Annotated in this window: 27 protein-coding genes; 11 read left to right on the top strand and 16 right to left on the bottom strand. The window is 64.6% G+C overall.

Annotated features, from left to right (window positions below):
• The first annotated feature begins 5 nt into the window (after nt 1–5).
• Genes kdpC through IHE39_RS16170 form a run of 3 tightly spaced genes read left to right on the top strand, consistent with a single transcriptional unit; the run spans nt 6 to nt 4,103 of the window.
• Nucleotides 6–575 carry a potassium-transporting ATPase subunit KdpC gene (kdpC, locus tag IHE39_RS16180; RefSeq protein WP_192567151.1) on the top strand — a complete coding sequence of 190 codons (570 nt, stop codon included), beginning with the start codon at nt 6–8 and terminating at the stop codon, nt 573–575.
• A 55-nt stretch (nt 576–630) separates the two neighbouring features.
• Nucleotides 631–3,414 (top strand): DUF4118 domain-containing protein, encoded by a 2,784-nt coding sequence (locus IHE39_RS16175; protein ID WP_192567150.1) that lies wholly within the window; start codon nt 631–633, stop codon nt 3,412–3,414.
• Nucleotides 3,411–4,103, top strand: a complete 693-nt coding sequence (locus IHE39_RS16170) for a response regulator (RefSeq protein WP_184770059.1) — start codon at nt 3,411–3,413, stop codon at nt 4,101–4,103. The genes IHE39_RS16175 and IHE39_RS16170 overlap by 4 nt, the downstream gene beginning before the upstream one ends.
• On the opposite strand, the gene IHE39_RS16165 is transcribed toward IHE39_RS16170, so the two are convergent.
• Complete coding sequence (locus tag IHE39_RS16165) at nt 4,079–4,732, bottom strand: Pr6Pr family membrane protein (RefSeq protein WP_192567149.1); 654 nt, start codon at nt 4,730–4,732, stop codon at nt 4,079–4,081. The genes IHE39_RS16170 and IHE39_RS16165 overlap by 25 nt on opposite strands.
• A gap of 270 nt (nt 4,733–5,002) precedes the next feature.
• A complete protein-coding gene (gyrB, locus tag IHE39_RS16160; RefSeq protein ID WP_192567148.1) occupies nt 5,003–7,447 on the bottom strand; it encodes a DNA topoisomerase (ATP-hydrolyzing) subunit B in 2,445 nt (814 codons plus the stop codon).
• Between the two features lie 502 nt (nt 7,448–7,949).
• Here gyrB and IHE39_RS16155 point away from each other — a divergent pair.
• The gene (locus tag IHE39_RS16155; protein ID WP_184770062.1) at nt 7,950–9,848 is read left to right on the top strand and encodes a PAS domain-containing sensor histidine kinase; all 1,899 of its coding nucleotides are present in this window, start codon (nt 7,950–7,952) and stop codon (nt 9,846–9,848) included.
• A gap of 71 nt (nt 9,849–9,919) precedes the next feature.
• Here IHE39_RS16155 and IHE39_RS16150 read toward each other — a convergent pair whose 3' ends face one another.
• Both IHE39_RS16150 and IHE39_RS16145 read right to left on the bottom strand, forming a co-directional pair.
• Nucleotides 9,920–10,366, bottom strand: coding sequence for a response regulator (locus IHE39_RS16150; protein ID WP_192567147.1), 447 nt, complete (start codon nt 10,364–10,366; stop codon nt 9,920–9,922).
• Between the two features lie 136 nt (nt 10,367–10,502).
• On the bottom strand, nt 10,503–11,072 hold the full coding sequence (locus IHE39_RS16145; protein ID WP_184770064.1) for an NADPH-dependent FMN reductase: 570 nt from the start codon (nt 11,070–11,072) through the stop codon (nt 10,503–10,505).
• Nucleotides 11,073–11,334: 262 nt separating this feature from the next.
• Here IHE39_RS16145 and IHE39_RS16140 point away from each other — a divergent pair, with 262 nt between their 5' ends.
• Nucleotides 11,335–12,705, top strand: coding sequence for a cytochrome P450 (locus tag IHE39_RS16140; protein ID WP_184770065.1), 1,371 nt, complete (start codon nt 11,335–11,337; stop codon nt 12,703–12,705).
• A 121-nt stretch (nt 12,706–12,826) separates the two neighbouring features.
• On the top strand, nt 12,827–13,111 hold the full coding sequence (locus IHE39_RS16135) for an acylphosphatase (protein ID WP_184770066.1): 285 nt from the start codon (nt 12,827–12,829) through the stop codon (nt 13,109–13,111).
• A gap of 41 nt (nt 13,112–13,152) precedes the next feature.
• Here IHE39_RS16135 and IHE39_RS16130 read toward each other — a convergent pair whose 3' ends face one another.
• From IHE39_RS16130 to IHE39_RS16115, 4 genes are all read right to left on the bottom strand, one after another.
• On the bottom strand, nt 13,153–13,383 hold the full coding sequence (locus IHE39_RS16130) for a DUF3297 family protein (RefSeq protein ID WP_115729434.1): 231 nt from the start codon (nt 13,381–13,383) through the stop codon (nt 13,153–13,155).
• A gap of 132 nt (nt 13,384–13,515) precedes the next feature.
• Entirely contained in the window at nt 13,516–13,887 is a 372-nt protein-coding gene (locus IHE39_RS16125) for a YraN family protein (RefSeq protein WP_192567146.1), read from the bottom strand.
• A complete protein-coding gene (gene rsmI / locus IHE39_RS16120; protein ID WP_192567145.1) occupies nt 13,880–14,779 on the bottom strand; it encodes a 16S rRNA (cytidine(1402)-2'-O)-methyltransferase in 900 nt (299 codons plus the stop codon). The genes IHE39_RS16125 and rsmI overlap by 8 nt, the downstream gene beginning before the upstream one ends.
• A gap of 216 nt (nt 14,780–14,995) precedes the next feature.
• Nucleotides 14,996–15,397 carry an EamA family transporter gene (locus IHE39_RS16115; RefSeq protein ID WP_434781321.1) on the bottom strand — a complete coding sequence of 134 codons (402 nt, stop codon included), beginning with the start codon at nt 15,395–15,397 and terminating at the stop codon, nt 14,996–14,998.
• Nucleotides 15,398–15,539: 142 nt separating this feature from the next.
• On the opposite strand from IHE39_RS16115, the gene IHE39_RS16110 reads away from it, so the two are divergent.
• Entirely contained in the window at nt 15,540–16,001 is a 462-nt protein-coding gene (locus IHE39_RS16110; protein WP_246485504.1) for a GNAT family N-acetyltransferase, read from the top strand.
• 6 nt (nt 16,002–16,007) lie between these two features.
• On the opposite strand, the gene IHE39_RS16105 is transcribed toward IHE39_RS16110, so the two are convergent.
• From IHE39_RS16105 to rph, 5 genes are read right to left on the bottom strand one after another with little or no spacing between them, the layout of a single operon-like run.
• Nucleotides 16,008–16,328, bottom strand: coding sequence for a low molecular weight protein tyrosine phosphatase family protein (locus IHE39_RS16105; RefSeq protein WP_184770070.1), 321 nt, complete (start codon nt 16,326–16,328; stop codon nt 16,008–16,010).
• Between the two features lie 12 nt (nt 16,329–16,340).
• On the bottom strand, nt 16,341–17,507 hold the full coding sequence (gene hemW / locus IHE39_RS16100; RefSeq protein WP_192567144.1) for a radical SAM family heme chaperone HemW: 1,167 nt from the start codon (nt 17,505–17,507) through the stop codon (nt 16,341–16,343).
• On the bottom strand, nt 17,507–18,154 hold the full coding sequence (gene rdgB, locus IHE39_RS16095) for an RdgB/HAM1 family non-canonical purine NTP pyrophosphatase (protein ID WP_184770072.1): 648 nt from the start codon (nt 18,152–18,154) through the stop codon (nt 17,507–17,509). The genes hemW and rdgB overlap by 1 nt, the downstream gene beginning before the upstream one ends.
• A complete protein-coding gene (locus tag IHE39_RS16090; RefSeq protein ID WP_184770073.1) occupies nt 18,154–18,564 on the bottom strand; it encodes a VOC family protein in 411 nt (136 codons plus the stop codon). The genes rdgB and IHE39_RS16090 overlap by 1 nt, the downstream gene beginning before the upstream one ends.
• Before the next feature lie 10 nt (nt 18,565–18,574).
• Entirely contained in the window at nt 18,575–19,291 is a 717-nt protein-coding gene (gene rph / locus IHE39_RS16085; protein ID WP_184770074.1) for a ribonuclease PH, read from the bottom strand.
• 148 nt (nt 19,292–19,439) lie between these two features.
• Here rph and hrcA point away from each other — a divergent pair, with 148 nt between their 5' ends.
• Both hrcA and IHE39_RS16075 read left to right on the top strand, forming a co-directional pair.
• Complete coding sequence (gene hrcA / locus IHE39_RS16080) at nt 19,440–20,510, top strand: heat-inducible transcriptional repressor HrcA (RefSeq protein WP_192567206.1); 1,071 nt, start codon at nt 19,440–19,442, stop codon at nt 20,508–20,510.
• 24 nt (nt 20,511–20,534) lie between these two features.
• Entirely contained in the window at nt 20,535–20,732 is a 198-nt protein-coding gene (locus tag IHE39_RS16075) for a hypothetical protein (protein WP_192567143.1), read from the top strand.
• A gap of 12 nt (nt 20,733–20,744) precedes the next feature.
• Here IHE39_RS16075 and IHE39_RS16070 read toward each other — a convergent pair whose 3' ends face one another.
• The 3 genes from IHE39_RS16070 to IHE39_RS16060 are packed head-to-tail and all read right to left on the bottom strand — an operon-like array spanning nt 20,745 to nt 22,999.
• The gene (locus IHE39_RS16070; protein WP_192567142.1) at nt 20,745–21,542 is read right to left on the bottom strand and encodes a YiiX/YebB-like N1pC/P60 family cysteine hydrolase; all 798 of its coding nucleotides are present in this window, start codon (nt 21,540–21,542) and stop codon (nt 20,745–20,747) included.
• A gap of 51 nt (nt 21,543–21,593) precedes the next feature.
• Nucleotides 21,594–22,526: a CHAD domain-containing protein gene (locus tag IHE39_RS16065; protein WP_192567141.1), complete on the bottom strand. Its 933-nt coding sequence runs from the start codon at nt 22,524–22,526 to the stop codon at nt 21,594–21,596.
• Nucleotides 22,523–22,999 (bottom strand): CYTH domain-containing protein, encoded by a 477-nt coding sequence (locus IHE39_RS16060; protein ID WP_192567140.1) that lies wholly within the window; start codon nt 22,997–22,999, stop codon nt 22,523–22,525. Before IHE39_RS16060 ends, IHE39_RS16065 begins: the two co-directional genes overlap by 4 nt.
• Nucleotides 23,000–23,078: 79 nt before the next feature.
• Here IHE39_RS16060 and IHE39_RS16055 point away from each other — a divergent pair, with 79 nt between their 5' ends.
• Nucleotides 23,079–23,762: a CerR family C-terminal domain-containing protein gene (locus tag IHE39_RS16055; protein WP_184770078.1), complete on the top strand. Its 684-nt coding sequence runs from the start codon at nt 23,079–23,081 to the stop codon at nt 23,760–23,762.
• Nucleotides 23,759–24,715, top strand: a complete 957-nt coding sequence (locus tag IHE39_RS16050) for an HlyD family secretion protein (RefSeq protein ID WP_192567139.1) — start codon at nt 23,759–23,761, stop codon at nt 24,713–24,715. The genes IHE39_RS16055 and IHE39_RS16050 overlap by 4 nt, the downstream gene beginning before the upstream one ends.
• Nucleotides 24,716–24,781 lie beyond the last annotated feature (66 nt).

Genomic DNA, 24,781 nt, shown 5'->3' with positions numbered 1-24,781 from the left:
CAATCATGTTGAAGCAACTCAGACCTGCCATCGTCATGATCGCGGCACTCACCGTTATCACCGGCCTAGCCTATCCGCTCGGCATGACCGGCATCGCCCAAGCGCTGTTCCCGCACCAGGCCAATGGCAGCCTGATTGTCAAGGACGGCACGGTGATCGGCTCCGAGCGGATCGGTCAGGCCTTCACCGGCGAGCGCTATTTCCACGGCCGTCCCTCGGCTGCCGGCGACGGCTACAATGCGGCCGCCTCCTCGGGCTCCAATCTCGGGCCGACAAGCGCCAAGCTGATCGACCGCATCAAGACCGAGGCGGACGCGCTCAAGCAGAGCGATCCCGGCGCGCCTGTGCCGATGGAGCTGGTCACCGCTTCAGGCAGCGGCCTTGATCCCCATTTGTCGCCCGAGGCCGCCTACTTCCAGGTGGCGCGCGTCGCCAAGGCCCGCGGTGCCGATGAAGCCTTCGTCCGCAAGCTCGTCGACAGCCATGTCGAGGCGCGAGAACTCGGCTTCATGGGCGAACCGGTGGTCAACGTGCTCAAGCTGAATTTGGCCCTCGACGCAGCGGTTGCGCCCTGACAAGGTCGCGCCGGAGTTCCAGCAGAACTCCGGCGCGCCAGACTGTAAAGAACAGATGCCAGACGATATCAGGGACAAGGAAGGCAGGCCTTCGCCGGACGCGCTGCTTGAGACAGCCGAGCGCGAAGGACGCGGCCGTCTGAAGATCTTCCTCGGAGCTGCCCCCGGCGTCGGCAAGACTTACGAGATGCTGATGTCGGGCCGCGCCCGGCTCGCCGACGGCACCGACGTCGTTATCGGCGTCGTCGAGACCCACGGCCGGCGCGAAACCCAGGCATTGGTCGAAGGCTTCGAGGTCGTGCCGCGCAAGGCGGTCGACTACAAGGGCCGCGCCCTCGACGAGATGGACCTCGACGCCATCATCGCGCGCCGGCCCGCTCTCGCGCTCGTCGACGAGCTCGCCCACACCAACGCGCCGGGCAGCCGCCATCCCAAGCGTTATCTCGACGTCCAGGAACTGCTGACCCAGGGCATCGACGTCTACACCACGCTCAACATCCAGCATGTCGAGAGCCTCAATGACATCGTCGCCCAGATCACCCGCGTTACCGTTCGCGAGACGGTGCCGGATTCCATCATCGACCGCGCCGACGACGTCGAGATCATCGACCTCACGCCAGACGACCTGATCAAGCGCCTGCATGAGGGCAAGGTCTACGTGCCGACCACGGCGCGCCGCGCCATCGAGAACTATTTTTCGCCCGGCAACCTGACCGCCCTGCGCGAGCTGGCGCTGCGCCGCACCGCCCAGCGCGTCGACGAGCAGCTGCTTACCCACATGCAGGCCCACGCCATCGAAGGACCATGGGCGGCCGGTGACCGCGTGCTTGTCGCCGTCGACGAGCATCCGCGCGGCGCTTCGCTGGTTCGTTATGCCCGCCGCCAGGCCGACCGCCTGCGTTGCCCATGGGCAGCACTCCATGTCGAGACATCGCGCTCGGCCAATCTGCCCGACGCCGACAAGGACCGGCTCGCCGCGACCATGCGCCTGGCCGAGCAGCTTGGCGGTGAGGCGATCACCATTCCCGGCCAGTCGGTGGCCGAAGACATAGTCCGCCATGCCGGCACGCATAACTTCACCCACATCGTCGTCGGCAAGCCGGTTAAGTCGCGTTGGCGCGAGTATTTCGAGGGCTCGGTCACCCATGACCTGATCCGCCAGGCCGGCAACATCAGCGTGCATGTGACATCAGGTGCCGATCCGGACGCAGCACTTGCCTCGCAAGGCGTGAAGACGGCGCCCCAGCGCCGTCGCGTCGATCCCTGGCCTTATCTGACCTCGGCACTGCACGTCGTCGGGGCGCTTGTCGTCGGCATGGCGCTGCGGCAGTTCCTCGACGTTCGCAACATCGCGCTGGTCTTTCTGATGGCGGTGTTGAGTTCGGCGGTCACGCTTGGCTTGAGGCCGGCGCTGTTTGCCTCGCTGCTCAGCGCGTTTGCCTACAACTTCTTCTTTCTGCCGCCGCTCTACACGCTGACCATCGCCGATCCTGAAAGCGTGGTCGCGCTGCTGTTTTTCCTCATTGTCGCGGTCATTGCCTCCAACCTGACCGGCCGCGTCCAGCGCCAGGCCGCAGCCGCCCGCGAGCGCGCCCGGATGACCGAGGACCTCTATCTCTTCTCCAAGAAGCTCGCCGGCACCGGCACGCTCGACGATGTCTTGTGGGCGACCGCCTTCCAGATAGCCTCGATGCTCAAGGTCCGCGTCGTGCTGCTCTTGCCGGAAGACGGCAGCATCGCCGTCAAGGCCGGCTATCCGCCCGACGACACGCTTGTCGATGCCGACATCGCCGCCGCCAAGTGGGCCTGGGAGCACAACCGCGCCGCCGGTCGTGGTGCCGACACGCTGCCTGGCGCCAAGCGCCTTTACCTGCCGCTGCGCACCGGGCGAATGGCCGTCGGCGTCGTCGGTCTCGACAACGACCGCCAGGGTCCGCTGCTGACGCCCGAGCAGCAGCGCCTGTTCGATGCACTCGCCGACCAGGCAGCTGTCGCCATCGAGCGCATCCAGCTCGTTGCCGACGTCGACCGTGCCAAGCTTGCCGTCGAAGCCGACAGGTTGCGCTCGGCGCTGCTGACCTCGATCTCGCATGACCTCAAGACCCCGCTCGCCAGCATCATGGGCGCGGCCGGCGCCTTGCGCGAGTTCGGTGTGTCGTTGCCCGAAGAGGGCAGGGCGGAACTGGTCTCGACGGTGCTCGACGAGTCCGAACGGCTCAACCGCTTCATCGCCAACCTGCTCGACATGACCAAGATCGAGTCGGGCGCGATGGAGCCCAATTCGGCGCTGCATTATGTCGGCGACATCGTCGGCTCGGCGCTACGCCGCGCCGCAAAGATCACCGCCAGCCACAAGACCGAGCTCGACATGCCGTCCGACCTGCCGATGCTGAAGCTCGACCCGGTGCTGTTCGAGCAGGTGCTGTTCAACCTGCTCGACAATGCCGCGAAATACGCGCCTGAAGGCTCGACGATCCGTATCCGCGGCTGGGCCGACGGTGCCTCGGTGGCCATCCAGATCATGGACGAAGGCCCGGGCATTCCGCAGGCCGATCTGGAACGGGTATTCGATACCTTCTACCGTGTCCGCAAGGGCGACCATGTCCGCGCCGGCACCGGCCTTGGGCTGTCGATCTGCCGCGGTTTCGTCGAGGCGATGGGCGGCACCATCATTGCCTCCAACCGGGCCGACCGGCCCGGCGCGGTCTTCACCATCACCTTGCCGGTGCCGGCCGAGCGACCAAATCTTGGCGAACCAAATCTTGGCGAACCAAATCTTGGTGAACCAAATCTTGGTGGGCCAAACCTCGACGGACCAAACCTGGACGGAATTGCATGACCAACGCGTCGGTGAAGATCCTGATCGTCGATGACGAGCCGCCGATCCGCAAGCTGCTGCGTGTCGGGCTATCGACGCAAGGCTATGCCATTTCGGAGGCACCGGCGGCCAAGCCAGCGATGGTCATGGTCAAGGCGGAGAAGCCTGACCTGATCCTGCTCGACCTCGGCCTGCCCGACATCGGCGGCCACGACCTGCTTGCCGCTTGGCGGCAGGAGGGCCTCCAGGTGCCTGTCATCATCCTGTCGAGCCGCACCGACGAGGCCGGCATCGTCAAGGCGCTGGAACTCGGCGCCGACGACTATGTCTCAAAGCCCTTCGGCATGAACGAGCTGGCCGCGCGCATCCGCACAGCCCTTCGCCACCGCCTGCAGCAGCAGGGCGAAAAGCCGGTGTTCCAGACCGGCGAGCTGTCGGTCGACCTGGTCAAGCGCATCGTCAGGCTGGGCGGCCAGGAAGTTAAGCTGTCGCCCAAGGAATACGACATCCTGCGCGTGCTGGTGCAGCACGCCGGCAAGGTCCTGACCCACCGTTTCCTGCTCGAGCATGTTTGGGGCGGTTCGGCCGACGTGCAGTATCTCCGCGTCTACGTCCGCCAGCTCAGGCAGAAGATCGAAAAGACCCCCGACGAGCCGCAATACATCACCACCGAAACCGGCGTCGGTTACAGGCTGCGCGAGCCTGACTGACGCACTGCCTCACTGCGGCCGCGCGCCAAGAAGCGGTCGACCGCGACCAGCGTCACTGCGATGACGAGGAAGGCTGCAGTCAGCAGCACGATGCTGGCCGACAGCTGCTTGATGTTCAGCGCTTCGGGGTTGAGAAACCAGTAGGCGTACCAGCCGTCGGCAGCACCCCTGGCAAATGCATAGGCGCAATAGGCCAGCGGCGGTATTGCCGCCCAAAGCGCATCCCGCCATTTGAGCCCGCCATGCTCCCAGGCGAGCCAGGTTACGAAGAACAGCACCGGCGTGGCGTCGTGCAGTGCATGGTCGGCAACCGCCTGCCAGCCGGTCGGCTGCCAGATCGCCCTTAGCGCCACGGAATAGACCAGGCCCCCGAAGACGATCGCTGCCGCCGTCACCAGCCGCGGCCGAGGGCCGGCCACTGCGCTCGATGGCTTTAGGCTCATCGCGCTGGCCACCACTGCCACCATCAGGTTCATGATGATCGTGAAGAAGCCGAAGAACCGCCACACCGCCTCGACGACGGACGCGCCGTTGCCCGTCATCTGTCCAATCAGCAAGACAAGCTGCAGTCCAAGTGCCGCCCAGGCGGCGACGGCGGTGATGAAGGCCATGCTGCGTCGAAGAGACAATGAGGCTTTCCCGCACGGATGATATTCGCCGCCAAGCTACATCAACGCGCCATCAGCGCAATGTGCCCGAACCTTCCCTTCTCCTGTGGGAGAAGGTGCGCGAAGGTGCGGTGAGGCGTGTTGGAAGGAATGAGCGCTGCAGAACAGAACGCAGTCCTTCTCGATCAAATGAGAAGACGCGGTCCTTCCAACATCCCCTCATCCGTCTTGGCGCAACGCGCCAAGACACCTTCTCCCGCAAGGAAAAGGTGTCGTCACTAGGTCGCTGCCTTAGACGTCCAGATTGGCGACGCTGAGCGCGTTTTCCTGGATGAAGTCGCGGCGCGGCTCGACCTCGTCGCCCATCAGGCGCGAGAACAGCGCGTCGGCGTCGGTCGCGTCGTTGACCTTGACCTGCAGCAGCGAGCGCACATTCGGATCGAGTGTGGTTTCCCACAGCTGCTCGGCGTTCATTTCGCCGAGGCCCTTGTAACGCTGCATGGTCAGGCCCTTGCGGCCCGAGGCGAACACCGCGCTCAACAGCGCCAGCGGTCCTGCCAGGGTTTCCGAGCTCTCCTTGCGGCGCAGCACCGGCGGCTGAGCGTAAAGCTCGGTGAGACGGCCGGCAAACCGGTCGAGCGCGCGCGCGTCGGCCGAGTTGATAAGCGCCATGTCGAGATGCACGCTCTCCTTGACGCTGCGCAGCGTGCGTTCGAACACATAGCCGCCGGAGCCGTCATTATCGGTCGAGATGTGGCCGGTCCAGCCGCGCTCGATGTCCTCCGAAATCAAGTCGAGGCGCTGGGCTATCGATTCGGCCATCGCCTTAGCGCGGCCGAGGTCGTTGAAGATGTCGGGGTTGAGCGCCCCGGCGATCGCCGCCTGCTCGACCACCGAGCGCGAATAGCGTGTGTGCAGCCCCTCGATCAGCGTGCGCACGCCAAGTGCGTCGGTCACCGCCGCGCGCAAATCCTGGCCGGTCCGCACTTCGCCCGACGACAGCGTCAGCGAGGCCTCGTCGAGGCCGACGTCGACGAGATATGCCTCGAAGGCGCTTTCGTCCTTGAGGTACTGCGAGCTCTTGCCGCGCGCCACCTTGTAGAGCGGCGGCTGGGCGATATAGAGGTGCCCGCGCTCGATCAAGACAGGCATCTGTCGGAAGAAGAACGTCAACAGCAGCGTACGAATGTGAGCGCCGTCGACGTCGGCGTCGGTCATGATGATGATCTTGTGGTAACGCAGCTTGTCGGCGTTGAATTCGTCCTTGCCGATCGAGGTGCCGAGCGCGGTGATCAGCGTACCGATCATCTCCGACGACAGCATGCGGTCGAAACGCGCGCGCTCGACGTTCAAGATCTTGCCGCGCAAGGGCAGGATCGCCTGGTTCTGGCGCGAGCGCCCGCTCTTGGCGGAGCCGCCTGCCGAGTCACCCTCGACGATGAAGATTTCGGACTTGGCCGGGTCGCGTTCCTGGCAGTCGGCGAGCTTGCCGGGCAGCGAGGTGATGTCGAGCACGCCCTTGCGGCGGGTCAGCTCGCGCGCCTTGCGCGCGGCTTCGCGCGCGGCGGCGGCTTCCACCACCTTGGCGATCAGCGTCTTGCCTTCCGTCGGGTGTTCCTCGAGCCAGGTGCCGAGCGCCTCATTGACCAGGCTTTCCACCACCGGGCGGACTTCCGACGAGACCAGCTTGTCCTTGGTCTGTGACGAGAATTTTGGGTCGGGAACCTTGACCGAAAGCACCGCCGTCAGGCCCTCGCGGGTGTCGTCGGCGGTGATCGAGACCTTTTCCTTCTTGGCGATGCCCGATGAATCGGCATAGCCGGTCACCTGGCGCGTCAGCGCGCCGCGGAAGCCGGCGAGATGGGTGCCGCCGTCGCGCTGCGGGATGTTGTTGGTGAAGGCCAGCACGTTCTCGTGGTAGCTGTCGTTCCACCACATCGCCACTTCGACGGTGATGCCGTCACGTTCTGCCTTGATGGCGATCGGCGCTGTGATCAACGGCTTCTTGGCGCGGTCGAGATATTTCACGAACTCGATCAGGCCGCCGTCATAGAGCAGTTCCTGGCTCTTGATGTCGGCATGGCGCTTGTCGGACAACAGGATGCGCACGCCCGAATTGAGGAAGGCGAGTTCGCGCAGCCGGTGCTCCAGCGTGCCGTAGTCGAAATTGGTCATGGTGAAGGTTTCGGTCGAGGGCAGGAACGTCACCTCGGTGCCGGTCTCGTCGCCGGCAACACCGGTCACCTTCAGCGGCGCATCGGCATTGCCGTGCGTGAAGCTCATCTCGTGGATCTGGCCCTTGCGGCGGATCTTGAGCTTCAGCCACACCGACAGCGCGTTGACAACGGAAACGCCGACGCCGTGCAGGCCACCTGAAACCTTGTAGGAGTTCTGGTCGAACTTACCGCCGGCGTGCAGCTGCGTCATGATGACCTCAGCCGCCGACACGCCCTCTTCGTGCATATCGGTCGGAATGCCGCGTCCGTTGTCGGTCACCGTCACCGAACCGTCGGGATTGAGCGATACGGTCACCAGCGTCGCGTGGCCGGCCAGCGCCTCGTCGATGGCGTTGTCGACCACTTCGTAGACCATATGGTGCAGGCCCGAGCCGTCGTCGGTATCGCCGATATACATGCCAGGGCGCTTGCGGACAGCGTCCAACCCCTTCAAAACCTTGATGGAATCTGCGCCGTACTCGGCTTCTGCGCCGGGAAGGTTCTCGGACTGGTCGCTCATGAAAAACTTTCGTCTGACTGCCGCAGGAGGACGCGGCAAAATCGGCCCCGAATCGCACGCCCGTTGGTACCCAAGATATAGGCGTTAAGTGTGGTTTTTCCAAGTTTTACGGGTCTTTTGCGAGGGGATAACGCCACGCCGAGCGGCGTTGCTTCGCCTCACCCTCCGGCTTGACGATTCGGGCCGTTCGGGGCGCGCCTGCAGCGCACTCCGAAAACCACTACAGGCCGTCTAAGCGAGACAAATGCCGGCCCGCTGCTGCCGGGAACCGGCCGACGGCATCGTCTTGCCGAACTTACCTTGGATGCCGTCGATTGTTGGCAGAGAAGCGAAACCTATGCGATTTTCTCGTCTGTTCATCTAGTCGGAGTTCGGAACAAACGTCGTCCTGACGCATTCAGGCTCATCAATACTGCTGTCTCACTTCCCTTACATGCTATGGGCCTGATTTTTGCTGGCCTACACTTTTCACAACAGCTTTCAGTCGAGAAAATTCTCATCCATGCCAACCACAAGACCATTGAAAGCCGACGACAAGGTTTCCAATCCGATCGTTTCAGGCGAACTCGCCGGGCTCATCGAGGCCCTGGACTGGACCTCTACGCCGATCGGTCCGATCGGTTCCTGGCCGGCAGTCGTGCGCATGACGATCCGCATCATGCTGGCATCGGCGATGCCGATGTGCCTGCTCATCGGCCGCAAGGGCGTGATGATCTACAACGACGCCTACCGCGATATCGCAGGCGCCAGGCATCCGGGTTGCCTCGGCACGTCGGTCTTCGACAGCTGGCCCGAGGTCGCGCAGTTCAACCGTACCGTCATCGACCGCATCTTCGAGGGTGAAACGCTGACCTACGAGGATCAGGAACTCGTGCTGTGGCGCAATGGTGCCGCCGAACGCGTCTGGCTCGAGCTCGACTACAGTCCGTTGCTCGACGACGATGGCGAGGCGGTCGGCGCATTTGCCATCTTGGCTGAAACTACCAAGCGTGTGCGTGCCGAAAAGGCGCTTGCCCGCAGCGAGGAACGGCTGTCCCTGGCGCTCGAGGCGTCGGGCATCGTCGGGGCCTGGGAACTCGATCTGACCAGTCGGATCGTCACCGCCGACGCGCGTTTCGCCGAGATGTTTGGTGTCGGGCTCGCCGACGCCGAACAGGGCATTTCGGCTGAACGTTTCTTTAGGCGCATCCATGCCGCGGACCGCGACTTCGTCGCGCGCAAGACCGACGAGGCAATTGCCAACCGCGGCGGTTTCCGGGCCGAGTATCGCCTCGTCGACGACGATGGCCATATCCGCTGGGTACTTGCCACCGGTAAGTTTTTCGACACAGTCGGCGGCAATCCGCGTCTGCCGGGGGTCGTCATCGACATCACCGAGCGCAAGGCGGTCGAGGCGGCACTGACGGCAAGCGAAGCCGGCTTCCGGACGCTTGCCGACACCATGCCGCAGATGGTTTGGTCGACCCGGCCCGACGGCTTCCATGATTATTACAATGCGCGCTGGTACGAATTCACCGGCATGCCGCTGGGCTCGACGGATGGTGAGGCATGGGCAGGGATGTTTCATCCAGACGACCGGGACCGCGCCTGGGAATTGTGGCGGCATTCGCTTGCCACCGGCGAGCCTTACCAGATCGAGTACCGGCTTCGTCACGCCAGTGGCGAGTACCGCTGGACGCTTGGCCGGGCGCTGGCCATCCGCAACGAGGCCGGCGAGATCATCCGCTGGTTCGGCACCTGTACCGACATCCATGAAACCAAGCAGGTTGCCGAAGAGCGAGAGATCGTCGCGCACGAACTCAGCCACCGCATCAAGAACATCTTTTCGGTGCTTAACGGCATCATCAGCCTATCGGCGCGCTCCTATCCCGACATCAAGCCTTTGGCCGATCAACTCAGGCAGCGCATCAGCGCGATGGGCAAGGCGCATGATTTCGTCCGGCCGCACAGCCAGGCATCGCGGCCGCAGAACAAACAGTCTTCGCTGCGCGCCTTGGTTGAACTTCTGCTCGACCCGCATGTCGGCGACGATTCCAGCCGTTTCGCCTTCAACGGCGACGACGCCACCATCGACGACGGCGCGGCCACTCCGCTTGCGCTGCTGTTCCACGAGCTTGCCACCAATGCGGCGAAGTATGGCGCCTTGGCGGAGGCAGAGGGCCGCGTGGTCGTCGATGCTGTCGTGAACTGCGACACGTACCACATGGTCTGGAAGGAAACAGGCGGCGCGCCGGTGTCGGGGCCCCCTGCAGGCGAAGGTTTTGGCAGCCGGCTGATCACACTTAGCGTCCAGGGCCAGCTTGGCGGTACGCTGCAGCGGCGGTGGAATGAGGCCGGACTTGAAGTGGAACTGACCGTGCCCGTGGCACAACTCAACCGCTCCGTGACGCTCCGGCGCTAGATCGCGGAAACGACAAAGGGCGCAACGGCGTCTGCCGGCGCGCCCTCAAATCTCGAGCAGCCGCGTTTCTGTCAGGCCGTCACGCCAAGCCCATCCTCGCTGTCGTTGCAATTGTCTGCCGCAAACAGCTTCAGCCGAACTGGCGGATCGGCAGGCAAACGGCGTCGGCGCGCCACGGCATATCGCACCGCCTCGCGTAATTCTTCGTCCATCACCGGCTTGGGCAGTACACCGATCGTGCCGGGTATGCCGTCGCCCAGTTGCGAAGGATTGGCGGTCATGAACAGCACTGTCACCCCAAACTGCTCGGCTAGGATCTTGCCCAGCGAAGGCCCGGTCGGGCCGTCCCGCAAGTTGAGGTCGACAAGCGCTATTTCGGCATGCTGCGCCAGGTCGAGCGCGCTCGCCGAGTCCATGGCGATGCCGATCGGGTGGTGCCCGAGCTCTTCCAGCATGCTTTCAATTTCGGTGGCAACGAAGATCTCGTCCTCAACCACCATCACCTTGCAGTTCATCATATCACTCTACACGTGTATTCCCTGTTGGTTGCATGGGACCAAACGTCACCGTCAGGGATAGGTTGCATGCCAAGTGGTTGAAGTTCCACAAAGACAATATTCGTCGCCTCAGCTGTGGTCCTGAGGCGAGGCACCTTCAGCCAGCCCGCAGCGGCTTCAGCGCTTCGCTCCAGCGGAACAGCTCGTTGAGCATCGTCTTGGCGCTGTCGTCGATCAGCGCGTTCGACTTGAACTCGCCATTCTCTTGCAGATGCTGGGTGAAGGCCGGGATGGCGATCGCCTCGGGGATCGGCATGATCTTGACCGAGGTCAGCAGCAGCTTTTCCGACTGCACGGCGCGCAGGCCGGCTGAAACGCCGCCATAGCTCAGGAAGCTTGCCGGCTTGTAGTTCCATTCGCGGGAGAGATAGTCGATGGCGTTCACCAGCGCGGGCGCTGCGAAGTAGTTGTATTCGGGCGTCACGAACACGAAGGCGTCGGCCGGCTTGATCGCTTCCGACCACTGCTTGGTGTGGTCGTTTTCGTACTGGCCAAGCCTGGGGTGCTTGGGTTCGTCGAAGATAGGCAGGCCGAAGGCGTCGATGTCGGTGATGACGGGTTCGAATTTGCCGTGTTCGCGCGCATAGGCCTCGAGCCAGCGGGCGAAGACGGGTCCGACGCGGCCGGGGCGGGTGCTGGCCACGACGATGTTGAGCTGGTGTTTCAAGATTTCAGTCCTTGGTGGCAGGTATCGAAAGGTGACTGGCGGGGAAATAGGCGCTGAAACCCTCCCGTGGCAAGAAGGCACCTTTTGGTGACTGAAGCATGGCCGCCGAAAATCGTTTCCGATTTTCGCAACGGATCATGCATCAATTCAAAGGCTTGCAGCGTTCCTTGCGCCCGGAGCGACGCTGGGCGCGCAAGGTCACATCTGGGTCATCGCGCTCCGGCGCATGGACGCCTGCCTCGGCGGGACCTACATTCAGCCGATGGACACAAGACCGGAACCCTTCGTCCCGCCGGCGCCGATCCCGCGCACGAAGCCGCCATCGACGCTGGAGATGATGCGCATCGTCTACCGCAACCCGCTCGAGCTCTGGGGCGAGCCGTCCTACAACGAACCGTGGATCTCGGTTTCAGGTGTCGGCGGCCCTCTGGTCATCGCCAACGATCCCGGCCTCATCCGCCACGTGCTGGTCGACAACGCCAAGAACTACAAGATGGCGACCGTCCGCCAGATGATCCTGCGGCCGATCCTGCGCGACGGGCTCTTGACCGCCGAGGGCGATGTCTGGAAGCGTTCGCGCAAGGCCATGGCGCCGGTTTTCACCCCGCGCCACATCTTCGGTTTCGCCCAGCCGATGCTGGCCCGCACCCTCGATTTCGTCCAACGCTACAACGACGTGTCAGGCACTGTCGATGTCGCCCAGGACATGACCATGCTGACTTACGAGATCCTGGCCGAGACGCTGTTTTCGGGCGAGATCGCAGGCGAGGCTGGCAGTTTTGCCCACGAGATCGACCGGCTGTTCGAGACCATGGGCCGCGTCGATCCGCTCGACCTGTTGCGCGCGCCCGAGTGGCTGCCGCGCCTCACCCGCATCCGCGGCCGCAAGACCATGGCTTATTTCCGCAAGATCGTCACCGACACGGTGGCGATGCGCAGCGACAAGCTGGCGCGTGATCCCGACGGCGCGCCCGAGGATTTTCTGACCCTGCTCTTACGTGCGGAAGGTCCCGACGGGCTGTCGCGTCAGGAGATCGAAGACAACATCATCACCTTCATAGGCGCCGGCCACGAGACCACAGCGCGGGCGCTCGGCTGGACCATCTATTGCCTCGCCGAAGCCAGTTGGGAGCGCGACCGCGTCGAACAGGAGATCGACGCGGTTCTGGCGCGCGAACCCGACCCGGTGAAATGGCTCGACGCCATGCCCTACACCCGCGCCGCCTTCGAGGAGGCGCTCAGGCTCTACCCGCCGGCGCCGTCGATCAACCGCGAGCCGATCGCCGAGGACGAATATAAAGGCTTCAGGATCCCGCCCAAGGCGCAGGTGCTGGTCATGCCGTGGACGGTGCATCGCCACCGCAAGCTATGGGACCGTCCCAACGCCTTCATGCCCGAGCGTTTCCATCCCGAAAATCGCGACAAGATCGACCGCTACCAGTACCTGCCTTTCGGCGCTGGTCCGCGCGTCTGCATCGGCATGAGCTTTGCCATGCAGGAAGCAATCATCGCGCTCGCCATCCTGCTCTCGCGTTTCCGCTTCGACACGACTGCGGAGACCAAGCCATGGCCGGTACAGAAGCTGACCACCCAGCCGCAGGGCGGGCTGCCAATGCGGGTGACACGGCGGTGAAGCTTCCTTCTCCCCGTTCACGGGGGTCCGAAGGGACGGGCGAGACCCGTGGCTCGCCCCGGGCAGTGCTGGCAGGCGGATGAGGGGCAGCGCTTGCCCCAACCGAATCTGGAGACAGCTGATGCCAGTGGGCCAGAAAACCGTTCGCCTTCGCATCGCCGGTCACGTCCAGGGCGTCAGTTTCCGCGTCTGGACGCAGCGCGAGGCACGCCGCCTTGGCCTGCGCGGCTGGGTCCGCAATGAGCGGGACGGTTCCGTCACCGCCCTGATATCGGGCCCGGACGAAGTGGTCGCATCGATGCTGGAAGCTTTCTGGCAGGGCCCGCCAGGCGCTGACGTCAGAAGCGTGGTGCCGGAGCCGGCCGATGCGGCCGGCGTCCCCGCGGGCTTCGACATTACCGGCTGAGCCAAAGCGCTCGGCCCTGATCGCCTACGCCGCTTACTGGATCAAGGCTTCGGAAAAGCCTCGACAGTGCCCTTGAGCTTGATGGTGATCGGCTCGCCGTAGCGGTCCTTCGACTTGCCGGCTGGCACGCGGACCCAGCCTTCGCTGACGCAATACTCGCTGACGTCCTGGCGTTCTTTGCCGTTGAACAGGATGCCGACGCCGGCCTGCAGCGCCTCGGCGTTGAAAAACGGGCTGCGCGGGTCGTTGCTCAGGCGGTCGGGAAGGGACATTGCCATCTCCAGTAACTCAAGCGCCCTCGGGCGCGAACTTCTAGTGCCCGCGACGCGGGCTTGCGTGGCCTGTTAAGGGCATTGGCCGCGGGCGTAAAGGCCCATCGCGTCGCACGATGCGCCGCTCCATGCTCAGTTCCGGCCCTGGAATGCGTTTTCGACATGCACCGGCCAGCGCCTTGGCAGCACCGCCACCATGTCGAACCGCACCGACAGCTTGCCGTAATCAGGCTGCCGCGCCAGCCACAAATCGGCGGCGCCCTCGATACGCCGTTCCGAGTCGTAGGCCACGGCGTCCATCGCCTCGTTCAGCGTCTTGCGCGCCTTGACCTCGACGATCAGCACCAGGTCGCCGCGCCGGGCGATCAGGTCGATCTCGCCGAGCTTGGTCTTGTAGCGCCGGGCAACGATGCGGTAGCCCTTGAGCATCAGCGCCAATGCCGCCAGCCACTCGCCGCGATGGCCGCGGCGTTGAGCGTACTGGCGGGCGAGGCGGTTAGTCATCCGACCCTTCGCGCAGTTCGAGCAGGCGGCGATAAAGCGCCGGCTTCTGCCCACCGGTCATCCGCGCGGCCTCGGCCGCCGCCTTCGAAGCCGGCATCTCCTTGGCCAGCGACAACAGGAGCTTGTCGACGTCGTCGGCCGTCTCGGTGCGCTCCTCGGGCGGTGCCACGCAGATCACGACTTCGCCCTTGGGTGTATCAGCCTCGGCATAGTGGGCGGCCAGCTCGGCCAAAGTGCCGGTGCGGATTTCCTCGAAGGTCTTGGTCAGTTCGCGGCCGATCGCCGCCTGGCGCGCGCCGAGCACGTCGGCCATGGCTTCAAGCGTGTCGGCGAGCCGGCGCGGCGATTCAAAGAAGATCAGCGTGCCCGGCACGGCTTTCACCTCTTCCAGTCGCGTCCGCTTCTGCCCGTCCTTGACCGGCAGGAAGCCGGCGAAGAAAAACGCATCCGACGGCAGCCCCGAGGCGGTCAGCGCGGCCAGCACCGCCGACGCGCCGGGGATCGGCACGACGCGGATGCCGCGCTCTTGCGCCTGTCCGACGAGGCGAAAACCCGGATCGGAGACCAAAGGCGTGCCGGCGTCCGACACCAGCGCCACGCTGCGCCCGTTCTCCAGCGCCTCGATCAGCCGTGGCCCGGCTTCGGTGGCATTGTGCTCGTGATAGGCGGTCGGGCGCTGGCGGATGCCGTAGCGATCGAGCAAGACGCGCGTCACCCGCGTATCCTCGCAGGCGACGTGATCGGCCGCAGCCAGCGTCTCCAGCGCGCGCAAGGTGATGTCGCCGAGATTGCCGATCGGCGTTGCCACCAGATACAGCGCCGGCACAAGCGGCCGCGCCGCGATCTCGGTCTGGCCGATGACATAGACCCGCTTGTTTTCGTTGTTCTGCACGCCGCCTCTCTTTCACCCTCTCATTGGCATGGCAGGGCCGCGCTTGCAAAAGGATGTGATCGATTCTGCCATGGCTTTGCCACAGTGCGGGAAGCAAATCGCGCCGCGGATCGGAAAGAGAGCGATTCGTGAACAGAGGCAATCGTACCGGCCATGCCCCATCGTTTCGACGCCTTCATCTCCCGCCTTGATGCCGTCACCAAAGCGGCTCCGCCGTCACGCCCTGGTGGCGACCAGCACCGCGCCCGCCGCGATCAGCGCGACGCCGAGCCAGTTCGCCGTGCTAAGTCGCTCGCCAAGGAAAATGACGCCAAACACCGCGACAAGAACGACGCTTAGCTTGTCGATCGGCGCCACCTGCGCCGCATTTCCGAGCTTCAGCGCGCGGAAGTAGCACAGCCACGACGCCCCCGTGGCCAGCCCCGAAAGCACCAGGAACAGATAGGTCTTGCGCGAGATCTCACTGAGCGGCTGGAACTGGCCGGTGGCGGCGATGATCGGGCCCAGCACCAGCAGGATCACCACCGTCCTGATCAGCGTGGCGAAATCCGAATTGATGTTTTCGATGCCGGCCTTGGCGAAGATCGCCGTCAGCGCCGCGAACATGTCCGAGAGGATGGCCCAGAACTGTCAGGATGCGAGGGCGGAATTCATGTCTGGCTCCGTAAAATGGATTTGCTGGCTTTCGAATGGCCGTTTATCAGCGCCGTTTCCGACAGTCGAAAGCATAGCAGTAGGCATGATGTCGAACGGCAGAGACTTGAAATTTTCGATCTCCGATCTTCGCGATCGGCCTGAATTTGCCGAAACAGTCGCCGACCGCATCTGGAATGCATGGTGGCGCGAAGACAATACCGAACTCGACTTCATCGAGGGACTGGTGAACGAGAATTTTGCCTCGACCGGACTGCCCATGGCGCTCGTCGCCCATGATGGCGACAGCTTCCTCGGCACCGCCCACCTGATCGACAGCGATCTTGAATCGCGGCCGCAATATTCGCCGTGGGTGGCGGCGTTGTGGGTCGAGGAAGCCGCACGCAAGTCAGGCGTCGGCGCTGCACTTGTGCGGGCAGGGGCCGAGGCCGCGTTCCAGCAGGGTTTCGAGACCGTCTATCTCTGTGCCAAGCCACGCCTGACTGCCTACTACGAAGGCATGGGCTGGCGGAAGATCGAGGACGATGTCGAAGGAACCAACGTGTTTTCGATGCAGCGAAGCGCCTGATCGGCACTAGCGCAGGTGCTTCGGCACCCGTTCTTCCAGCAGCGCGATCAGTGCCGGGTCCATGAAGGTGTAGTTGTCGGGGATGTCGAGGCAGACGACACGCGCCGTGAGCGCCTCGGCGAACTTCTTCTGCAGCTTGGCGCGGTGGGTCCTCTCCATCACGAAGATGATGTCGGCCCAGGCCACCAGTTCCGCTGTCAGCGGGTTCTCGGCGTCGTTGTTGGTCCCGGCGGAATCGACCTCGATGTCGCGACGGCCGGCAAACACCTGTTCGGCGGTCGGGCTGCGCAACTTGTTCTGGCTGCAGACGAAGAGCACGTTCTTCACCGCAGTCTCGGCCTACCGCGCCAGGTCGGCGACGACCGCATCGAGCACGATCATTCCCTCCGGCGTGGCGCGCAGGCGTGAATTGCCGATCGGCGCCACCAGCCCTTCGTCCTGCAGGATCGACAGCCTCGCCGTCGACAGCGACTTTCCGGACAGCTGCTCGTAGCGGGCGAGGTCGATGCCCTCGACCAGCCGGAGGCCCATCAGCAGGAACTCGTCGGCCTCTTCCGAGCGGTTCAGCGTCTCGCCGCCGACCACCCCGTGGCCGCGCTCCTCGACCAGCTCCACCCAGCGCTCCGGCAACTTCTCGGCGATGGTGACGATGCGCGTGCCCTCCTCGAGGAAGCGGCCATGTGCGCCGGGGCCGACGCCGACATATTCGCCGTAGCGCCAGTAGGTCAGATTGTGCCGGCTCTCAGCACCTGGTCTGGCGTGGTTGGAAATCTCGTAGGCCGGCAGCCCGTGCTCCGCCGTCACCTCTTGCGTGATCGAATACAGCTCGGCGGCATGTTCGCCGTCGGGGATCTCGAACTTGCCGGCATTGTAGAGCTGGAAGAAGCGCGTGCCTTCCTCGATGGTCAGCTGGTACAGCGACAGATGGTCGACGGCATAGCCGATCGCCTGCTTCAGCTCCGCCGCCCAGGCGTCGGGCTGCTGGCCCGGCCGGGCATAGATCAGGTCGAATGACAGGCGCGGAAAAATCTCGCGCGCCAGCCCGATGGCGTGCAACGCCTCCTCGACATTATGCAGCCGGCCAAGGAAGCGCAGGTCCTGGTCGTTGAGCGCCTGCACGCCGAGCGATACCCGGTTGACGCCCGCCGCGCGGTAGCCGCGGAAACGTTCGGCCTCGACCGACGAGGGGTTCGCCTCGAGCGTGATTTCGGCATTGGCAGCGACCGACCAGTTGGCGGCGATCGCCTCGAGCACGGCGCCCACAGTCTCTGGCCGCATCAGCGACGGCGTGCCGCCGCCAAGGAAGATGCTCGTCACCTCGCGCGGACCGGTGCGCGCGCGCATCGTCGCCAGCTCCGTTTCAAAGGCGCGGGCAAAGCGCTCCTGGTCTACCGGCTGGTGGCGGACATGGCTGTTGAAGTCGCAGTAAGGGCACTTGGCCGCGCAGAACGGCCAATGGACATAGACGCCGAAGCCTGGGTCGCGGTTGAGCGACGCAAATGCCATCAGGCCGAACCGAGCATGGCGCGGGCGAATTTCTGGAAGGCGCGCGCCCGGTGCGACAGTGCGTCGGCCTGTCCCGGCTTCCAGCCGTGCTTTTCCTCGGCACTCATCTCGCCAAAGGTCTTGTCGAAGCCTTCAGGCAAGAACACCGGGTCGTAGCCAAAACCCTTTTCGCCGCGCGGCGGCCACACCAGGTTGCCCTCGGCCTCGCCGCGGAAATATTCGGCATGCCCGTCGGGCCAGGCGAGGCAGATGACGGCGACGAAGCGGCCTGTCCGCTGCTCGGCGGCCTTGGCGCCGCGCTCCTGCATGGCGTCTTCGGTGCGCTGCATCGCCATGGCGAAGTCGCGCGTGCCGTCGGGCTTCTCGGCCCAGTTGGCGGTGTAGACGCCCGGCGCGCCGTCGAGCGCATCGACCACAAGCCCTGAATCGTCAGACATCGCCGGCAGGCCGGTCGCGGTCGCCGCTGCCAGCGCCTTGATGTAGGCATTCTCCTCGAAGGTGGTGCCGGTCTCGTCGGGCTCGGGCAGGCCGTATTCCTTGGCCGACTTGGCGCCGATGCCGAACGGCGCCATCAGGTCGGCGAACTCACGCAGCTTGCCGGCATTGTGGCTGGCGATCACGATCTCGTTGTCGGCAAGCTTGCGCATCAAAGGCCCCATAGTTTCGGCTCGGCGATCTCAAGCGAATTGCCTGATGGATCACGGAAATAGATGGAACGGCCGCCATTCGGCCATTCGAAATCGGCTTCGATGGCGATGCCTTCGCCTTCGAGCCTTGTCTTCCATTGCTCGACTTCTTCGGCGGTCGCCGAAAAGCACAGATGTCCCGGTCCCGTCGTGCCATGCGGCGGCACCGGCAGCCTGGCATCGGGCCTCAGTGGCTGGCGCGTCGCGTCCGCGTTGAACAGCAGCAACACGCCCTGGCCGCAGCGGAAGAACACATGCCGCCCCGGCACCTTGGCGATCCTTTCGAGCCCCATCACCCCGCCGTAGAACGCCTCGGCAGTGTCGAGGTCGGTAACGTAGAGCGCGGATTCGAGGATCGCCGACGGCCGCATGGCTTATGCCTCAGCCCACCGCCATCTTCTGCAGGTCGACCAGACGGGTGATGCCCTTGCGGGCGAGGCCCATCAGCTGCAGGAACTCTTCTTCGGAGAACGGGGTGCCTTCGGCGGTGCCCTGGATCTCGACGATGCCGCCCTTGCCGGTCATGACGAAATTGGCGTCGGTGCCGGCCGAGGAATCCTCGAGATAGTCGAGGTCGATGACCGGCTGGCCGTCATGGATGCCGCAGGAAATCGCCGCGACATGGTCCTTCAGCACCTTGTCGACGCTGACCATCTGGCGTGCTTCCATCCAGCGCAGGCAGTCGTAAAGCGCGATCCAGGCGCCGGTGATCGAGGCCGTGCGGGTGCCGCCATCGGCCTGGATGACGTCGCAGTCGACAGTGATCTGGCGTTCGCCGAGCGCGCCCATGTCGACGACGGCGCGCAATGAGCGGCCGATCAGGCGCTGGATCTCCAGCGTGCGTCCGCCCTGCTTGCCGGAAGAGGCTTCGCGGCGCATGCGTTCGCCGGTCGAGCGCGGCAGCATGCCGTATTCAGCCGTCACCCAGCCCTTGCCGGAGTTGCGCATCCAGCCCGGCACCTTCTCTTCCAGGCTTGCGGTGCACAGCACATGGGTGTCGCCGAACTTCACCAGGCACGAACCTTCGGCATGCTTGGACACGTTGCGCTCGAAGGAGATGGCGCGCATTTCGTCGAATTGGCGTTTGGAGGGGCGCATACGGCTACTTTCTATAGCGAAATCGGAATTGTTGCCGGCTTGTAGCTCCATGGCCGGACCAGCGCAAAGGAAAACCGGTTCCGCTGCAGGAGCAGTTGTGTTCGCGCTGCGGGGGTCTATATCATTTTGGACGGAGACCATGAAGCAGATGACCAAAGCGGTGCCCGATCCCAGCCTGCAATCGCTCGACATGCGCTCACGCGACATCTTCCGGCGCATCGTCGATTCCTACCTCAGGGATGGTGAGCCGGTGGGGTCGCGCAACTTGTCGCGCATGCTGCCTTCGTCGCTGTCGCCGGCGACAGTGCGCAACGTGATGAGCGACCTCGAGCATCTCGGCCTCGTCTATGCTCCGCACATCTCCGCCGGCCGCCTGCCGACGCAGAAGGGCCTGCGCTTTTTCGTCGACGCCTTCATGGAGCTGGGCGACCTGTCCGACGACGAGCGCCGCGTCATCGAGGCCCAGGTCAAAGCTTCGGGCGAGGGCGCCACGCTGGAGCACATGCTGACCGAGGCAAGCCAGATGCTGTCGGGCATGTCGCGCGGTGCCGGCCTGGTGCTCGCCGCCAAGAACGAGGTCGCGCTCAAGCACATCGAGTTCATCCAGCTCGAACCGACCAAGGCGCTGGCCGTGCTGGTGTCGCAAAACGGCGACGTCGAAAACCGTGTCGTCGAGCTGCCGCTCGGCGTCACCGTCTCCCAACTGCACGAGGCGTCCAACTTCCTCAACGCCCATATACGCGGCCGCACCCTGGCCGAGGCCCGGATAGAGATCGCCCGCATCAAGGACGAGACCAAGGCCGCCCTCGACACGCTGTCGCAGGACCTTGTCGAAAAGGGTCTTGCCGTCTGGGCCGGTGCGGAGAGCGGCCTGCCGTCGCGCCTCATCGTGCGTGGCCGTGCCAACCTGCTCGAAAACGTCACAGCCCAGGCCGACATCGAACTGCTCAAGCACCTGTTCGAGGACATGGAAACCCAGGACGGGCTGATCCAGCTGCTCGACCTCGCCGAGGAAGGCTCGGGCGTGCGCATCTTCATCGGCTCGGAAAACCGGCTGTTTTCGCTCTCCGGCTCGTCGCTCGTTGTCGCGCCTTATCGCGACAAGGATGCCCGCGTCGTCGGCGCCCTCGGCGTCATCGGGCCGACCCGGCTCAACTATGCCCGCATCGTGCCGATGGTCGACTATACGGCGCAGCTGATTTCGCGCATGCTGAGGTGAACTGCAACCACGGAGGACCGGACCATGGCGCTCGAACAGATCAAGGCCCAGATAGCGGTCCTGCTTCAGGAAATGGTCAACCAGCCAGAGGATTCGCACGAATTGCAGGAGCAGCTGCGCGAGAAGCTGAGCGAGTTGCGCGCCCAAGGCCTGCCGCTGCCCAAGGACCTCGTTGACCTCGAAAAGCGCCTCGACGACGATTTCTCCGAACAGGAAGATTGAGCTCGCGGCCGGTTACGAGCTGTTGCTGGCTTTGTCTTGCTCGCTCCAGGTCACCTGCCGGTAGTCGAAGCCGTATTCCAGCGTTGGTTTGACGATACGGAAATAAGGCGACAGGTCGAAGTCGCGCGGCGTGTACAGCGAGTGGTGGCGGATGTGCATGATCTCTTGCCGCATGTAGGTCGATTGCGCTGAGGCACGGCCGGGCGCGCGCGTGATCTCGGGCAGGATCGGATAGCGGATCTGGCCATAGGCTTCGGCAATCATCGTCGAGCAGATGGCGCGCGTTGGGTCGCCTGAACCGAAGGCCAGCATGCGACGGCGCCAGCGCACCGGCACCGGCGGCCGCGGAATGAAATAACGCAGCATGTCGGTGATGTTCTTGAGGTCGTATTTCAGCCCGAGCCTCTGCACCATGAACCTGACGACATGGTCGCGATCCTCGGGTGACAGGCCGTTGGCCCGGCAGATGCGGGTGTTGTAGGTGCGGTACTTCGACAGCGGCACGGCAACGCAGCCTTCGCCGAGATTGACCTCGATCAACCGCGGCCTCTCCGAGCCGTCCGTCGGCTTCGGTAGCGCGTCGCCTATATAGAGTGCCGAATGCGACCAGGTCGACTGGGTCAGGTACTTGATGACGGCCGAAATCCGCTGGTTGCCTTCGATCAACAGGATGTCGCCCGGTTCGAGCGTCCGCCGCAGCGTGTCGGGGTCCGATGGTGTGTAGGGCTCGTAGCCAGAGGATTCGACCTGCAGCCGGGAGGCTAGCCAGCGGCCGAAACGGTCGAGCAGAGTGTCGGTCTTTTGCGTCATGACGCACAGGACGTAACATGAGCCGGGCCGGCGATGCCAGCGCCGCGGATGCTAGTCGACTTCAGTCTCCGCCATGTTCTCGCCGAGGTCGCTGCGGGCCTTCTTTGCCAGCCTGCGCGCCGTGCGCCTGGGCTTGTCCTCGAACAGTTCGGCGGCATCGGCAAGGCACAGCTTGCGCAGCGCCTTCTCCGAGCGCTTCAGCAGTCTGACCAGATGTTTCGGCTCCGGCCCGTCGAACGGGGCTTCGCCTGCCTCGATCAGCTGGCGCATGACAAACACGTCGTGCAGTTCGCCCAGGCTTTCGCCAAGCGCCTCGGCGCGCTCGCGGCGTGGCTTGACCGGCGAGGGCCACAGCTTGCGCAGCAGGGAAAGGTGGGCGGCATGCCGTTTCACCGCCTTGCGCAGGTCGTGGAAATCATCCGCTTCGCCGCGCTCGCGCGATTGCTGCAGCGCCTTGCGCGCCCGCCTGAGCGTTGCCAGTGCCCCGTCGGCCAACACGTCGGCGGCATTCTCCGGCAGGTCGGGCAGGGCCAGCGTCTGCAGTGCCGCAAAGCCCGCCTGGCATTCGGCGATCGCGGTGTCGAGCACCGCGCTCAAGCCTGTGTCGCCGTGGCCGGCCAGAGCGCGATGGCGCACCAGCATGGTGCGGATCCCGGCCAGGTCGGCATCGGCGGCGTTCTCGGCGAAATCCTCGGCCAGACGGTCGATGGTTTCGATCAGCGCGGTGGCCTGGCGCGGTGCTGCGATCGACACCGAAATGGCGCGGTAGCGGTCGTTCTCAGTGCGGCAGAAGGCCTCGTCGCCCGGCCAGACCAGATGCAGCAGCGCGCGCAGCGCCTTGATGCGCTTGCGGGCCTTGTGCAGCGCCTTGTCGGGATTGTCACGGGCAGTATTCAGATGGGCGGCGATCTTTTCGATCTCTTCGCCGGCAATACGGCGGGTCTCGCCGGTTAGCGCCAGGCGCGGATCGATGCGAAAGCTCATGCAACGGCCTCCGGGACGTCGTCGCTGTGGGCGAGCGACGCGTTATAGTAGCGCGGATCGCTGGTCACCTCGCGGCCGATCCATGCCGGCAGTTCCGATGCCGGAACATCCTCCGGCGTCTCGAGTTCCGCGATGATCAGCCCCCTCAGTTCGCCGCCGAACACATCGATTTCATAGAGACGGCCACGATGGCTAACATGGTGACGTGTCTTCTCGATGACACGGCCGATGGCGAATTCCATCATCTCCTCGGCCTCGGCGAGCGGCACCTGGTATTCGAATTCGTCGCGCTCGCGGCCTCTCAGGCCGAACTTCAGCGTCAGCGTCGCCACCGCGCCATCCGAGATGCGCAGCCGCACCGAGCGGCCTTCATTGGACGCCAGATAGAACTGCCGGATGCGGATCCTGTCTTCGACAAGGCTCCGCCACTCCTGTCCGTTCACCAGGAACTTGCGTTCGATTTCCTTGGCCATAGGCCTCAGTAAAGCGCGGCGCCGCTTGTCGCGCAACACTCCTCTTGACTTTAATCAATCGATTGATTAAATCATCGTCATGAGCAAGACACAGACACCGCAGAATCCCTCCGCCGCCGACGCCACCCGCATGGCCCTGGTGATGGCTGCGCTGAAGCTGTTTGGCCGCCAGGGCTTCGATGGCACCTCGACCCGTGAGATCGCCACCGCCGCCAACGCCAACATCGGCTCCATCGCCTATCACTTCGGCGGCAAGGAGGGTCTCAGGCTCGCCGCCGCCGACCATGTCGTCACCACGATCCAGACGGTCGCCAGGCAAGCACTCGGCAACACCGGGCCGGCCCTGCCGCAGGCTCCCACGCCTGAGGAAGCCGAGGCGCAGATCGAGGCGGCGGTGGAGCGCATGGTCGGCTTCATGGTCGCCCGCCCCGAGGCCGGCGAAATTGTCCAGTTCGTCTTGCGGGAGCTGTCGACGCCGACGGACGCGCTCGACCGCATCTACAGCGGCGTGTTCGAGCCGGTGCATCGCAGGCTGTGCCAGCTCTGGGCAGCCGCCACCGGCGAGGAGGCCGAGAGCGAGCGCGTCAGGATCAGCGTCTTCATGATGATCGGCCAGGTTGTCTACTTCCGCATCGCCCGTGCCGCCGTCATGCGACGCATGGACTGGGCCGACATCGGTCCGGCCGAGGTCGGCAAGGTCATCGGCATCGCCAAGGAAAACGTCGCTGCCATCATTGCGGCGCGAAAGGCAGGAAAGCCATGAGCATCCTTTGTTCCATTCCCTTTGCGGCATCGCTGTTTTCGGCCTGCGCCGCCCCGGCACCGCTCGCCGTCGGCTATGTCGAGGGCGACTATGTCCAGCTCGCCCCGATCGAGGTCGCGCAGGTCGAAACCGTTGCCGTACGTCGCGGCGACCGTGTTGTAGCGGGCAAGCCCGTCGTCACGCTTGAAAGCGGCGACGCCAGGATCGCGGTGACCCAGGCCGAGGCTGCACTTGCCCAGGCCGAGGCACAGCTTGCCGACCTCAAGATCGGCAAGCGGCCCGACGAGATCGCTGCCCTTGAGGCTGCGGTGCGCTCCAGCCAGGCCCAGGCCGACGACGCCCAGCGCAGCCTGACCCGCACGCAGGACCTTGCCCGGCGCACCATCGCCACCCAGGCCCAGCTCGACGATGCGACCACCAAGCTCGAGGTTGCCCAGGCGGCCTTCGGCCAGGCCACCGCCAATCTGGCCGTCGGGCGCCTGCCGGCCCGCAGCGAGGTGATCAAGGCCGCCGAAAAGCAGGTCGAGCAGGCCCGCTCGGCGCTCGGCCAGGCCGAATGGCGCCTGTCCAAGCGCACGCTGACGGCACCCGCCGCCGGGCGCATCGACGACGTCATCCGCAATGCCGGCGACACCGCCGGCCCGTCGTCGCCGGTGCTTTCGGTGCTGCCCGACGGTGCGGTAAAGCTGACGCTGTTCATTCCCGAGTCGGCGTTTTCGTCGGTCCACGTCGGCACCCGGCTCACGGTACGCTGCGATGGCTGCGCCGACGGGCTGACGGCCAAGGTCAGCTACGTCTCGCCCGATCCCGAATTCACCCCGCCGGTCATCTACTCGCTCGAGAACCGGCAGAAGCTCGTCTACCTCGTCGAGGCCCGCCCCGAAGACGCCAACTCGGTGCTGCAGCCGGGGCAGATCGTTGATGTGGCACTTGAGAAGGGAGTAGGGGAGTAAGGCAGTAGGGCAATATATGTCAGGCGCGCCTTTTGCTGCCCTAATGCCCTATTCCCCTGCTGCTTT

This window comes from Aminobacter carboxidus (assembly GCF_014863355.1).
Taxonomy (GTDB): Bacteria; Pseudomonadota; Alphaproteobacteria; order Rhizobiales; family Rhizobiaceae; genus Aminobacter; species Aminobacter carboxidus.
This window is presented reverse-complemented; position numbering and strand designations above follow the sequence as displayed.

Bases quoted from the DNA above. Each gene is read 5' to 3' on its own strand.
- kdpC (WP_192567151.1), top strand. From the start codon at position 6: ATGTTGAAGCAACTCAGACCTGCCATCGTCATGATCGCGGCACTCACC.
- IHE39_RS16175 (WP_192567150.1), top strand. From the start codon at position 631: ATGCCAGACGATATCAGGGACAAGGAAGGCAGGCCTTCGCCGGACGCG.
- IHE39_RS16170 (WP_184770059.1), top strand. From the start codon at position 3,411: ATGACCAACGCGTCGGTGAAGATCCTGATCGTCGATGACGAGCCGCCG.
- gyrB (WP_192567148.1), bottom strand. From the start codon at position 7,447: ATGAGCGACCAGTCCGAGAACCTTCCCGGCGCAGAAGCCGAGTACGGC.
- IHE39_RS16155 (WP_184770062.1), top strand. From the start codon at position 7,950: ATGCCAACCACAAGACCATTGAAAGCCGACGACAAGGTTTCCAATCCG.
- IHE39_RS16150 (WP_192567147.1), bottom strand. From the start codon at position 10,366: ATGATGAACTGCAAGGTGATGGTGGTTGAGGACGAGATCTTCGTTGCC.
- IHE39_RS16140 (WP_184770065.1), top strand. From the start codon at position 11,335: ATGGACACAAGACCGGAACCCTTCGTCCCGCCGGCGCCGATCCCGCGC.
- IHE39_RS16135 (WP_184770066.1), top strand. From the start codon at position 12,827: ATGCCAGTGGGCCAGAAAACCGTTCGCCTTCGCATCGCCGGTCACGTC.
- IHE39_RS16130 (WP_115729434.1), bottom strand. From the start codon at position 13,383: ATGTCCCTTCCCGACCGCCTGAGCAACGACCCGCGCAGCCCGTTTTTC.
- IHE39_RS16125 (WP_192567146.1), bottom strand. From the start codon at position 13,887: ATGACTAACCGCCTCGCCCGCCAGTACGCTCAACGCCGCGGCCATCGC.
- hemW (WP_192567144.1), bottom strand. From the start codon at position 17,507: ATGGCATTTGCGTCGCTCAACCGCGACCCAGGCTTCGGCGTCTATGTC.
- rdgB (WP_184770072.1), bottom strand. From the start codon at position 18,154: ATGCGCAAGCTTGCCGACAACGAGATCGTGATCGCCAGCCACAATGCC.
- IHE39_RS16090 (WP_184770073.1), bottom strand. From the start codon at position 18,564: ATGCGGCCGTCGGCGATCCTCGAATCCGCGCTCTACGTTACCGACCTC.
- rph (WP_184770074.1), bottom strand. From the start codon at position 19,291: ATGCGCCCCTCCAAACGCCAATTCGACGAAATGCGCGCCATCTCCTTC.
- hrcA (WP_192567206.1), top strand. From the start codon at position 19,440: ATGACCAAAGCGGTGCCCGATCCCAGCCTGCAATCGCTCGACATGCGC.
- IHE39_RS16075 (WP_192567143.1), top strand. From the start codon at position 20,535: ATGGCGCTCGAACAGATCAAGGCCCAGATAGCGGTCCTGCTTCAGGAA.
- IHE39_RS16070 (WP_192567142.1), bottom strand. From the start codon at position 21,542: ATGACGCAAAAGACCGACACTCTGCTCGACCGTTTCGGCCGCTGGCTA.
- IHE39_RS16065 (WP_192567141.1), bottom strand. From the start codon at position 22,526: ATGAGCTTTCGCATCGATCCGCGCCTGGCGCTAACCGGCGAGACCCGC.
- IHE39_RS16060 (WP_192567140.1), bottom strand. From the start codon at position 22,999: ATGGCCAAGGAAATCGAACGCAAGTTCCTGGTGAACGGACAGGAGTGG.
- IHE39_RS16055 (WP_184770078.1), top strand. From the start codon at position 23,079: ATGAGCAAGACACAGACACCGCAGAATCCCTCCGCCGCCGACGCCACC.
- IHE39_RS16050 (WP_192567139.1), top strand. From the start codon at position 23,759: ATGAGCATCCTTTGTTCCATTCCCTTTGCGGCATCGCTGTTTTCGGCC.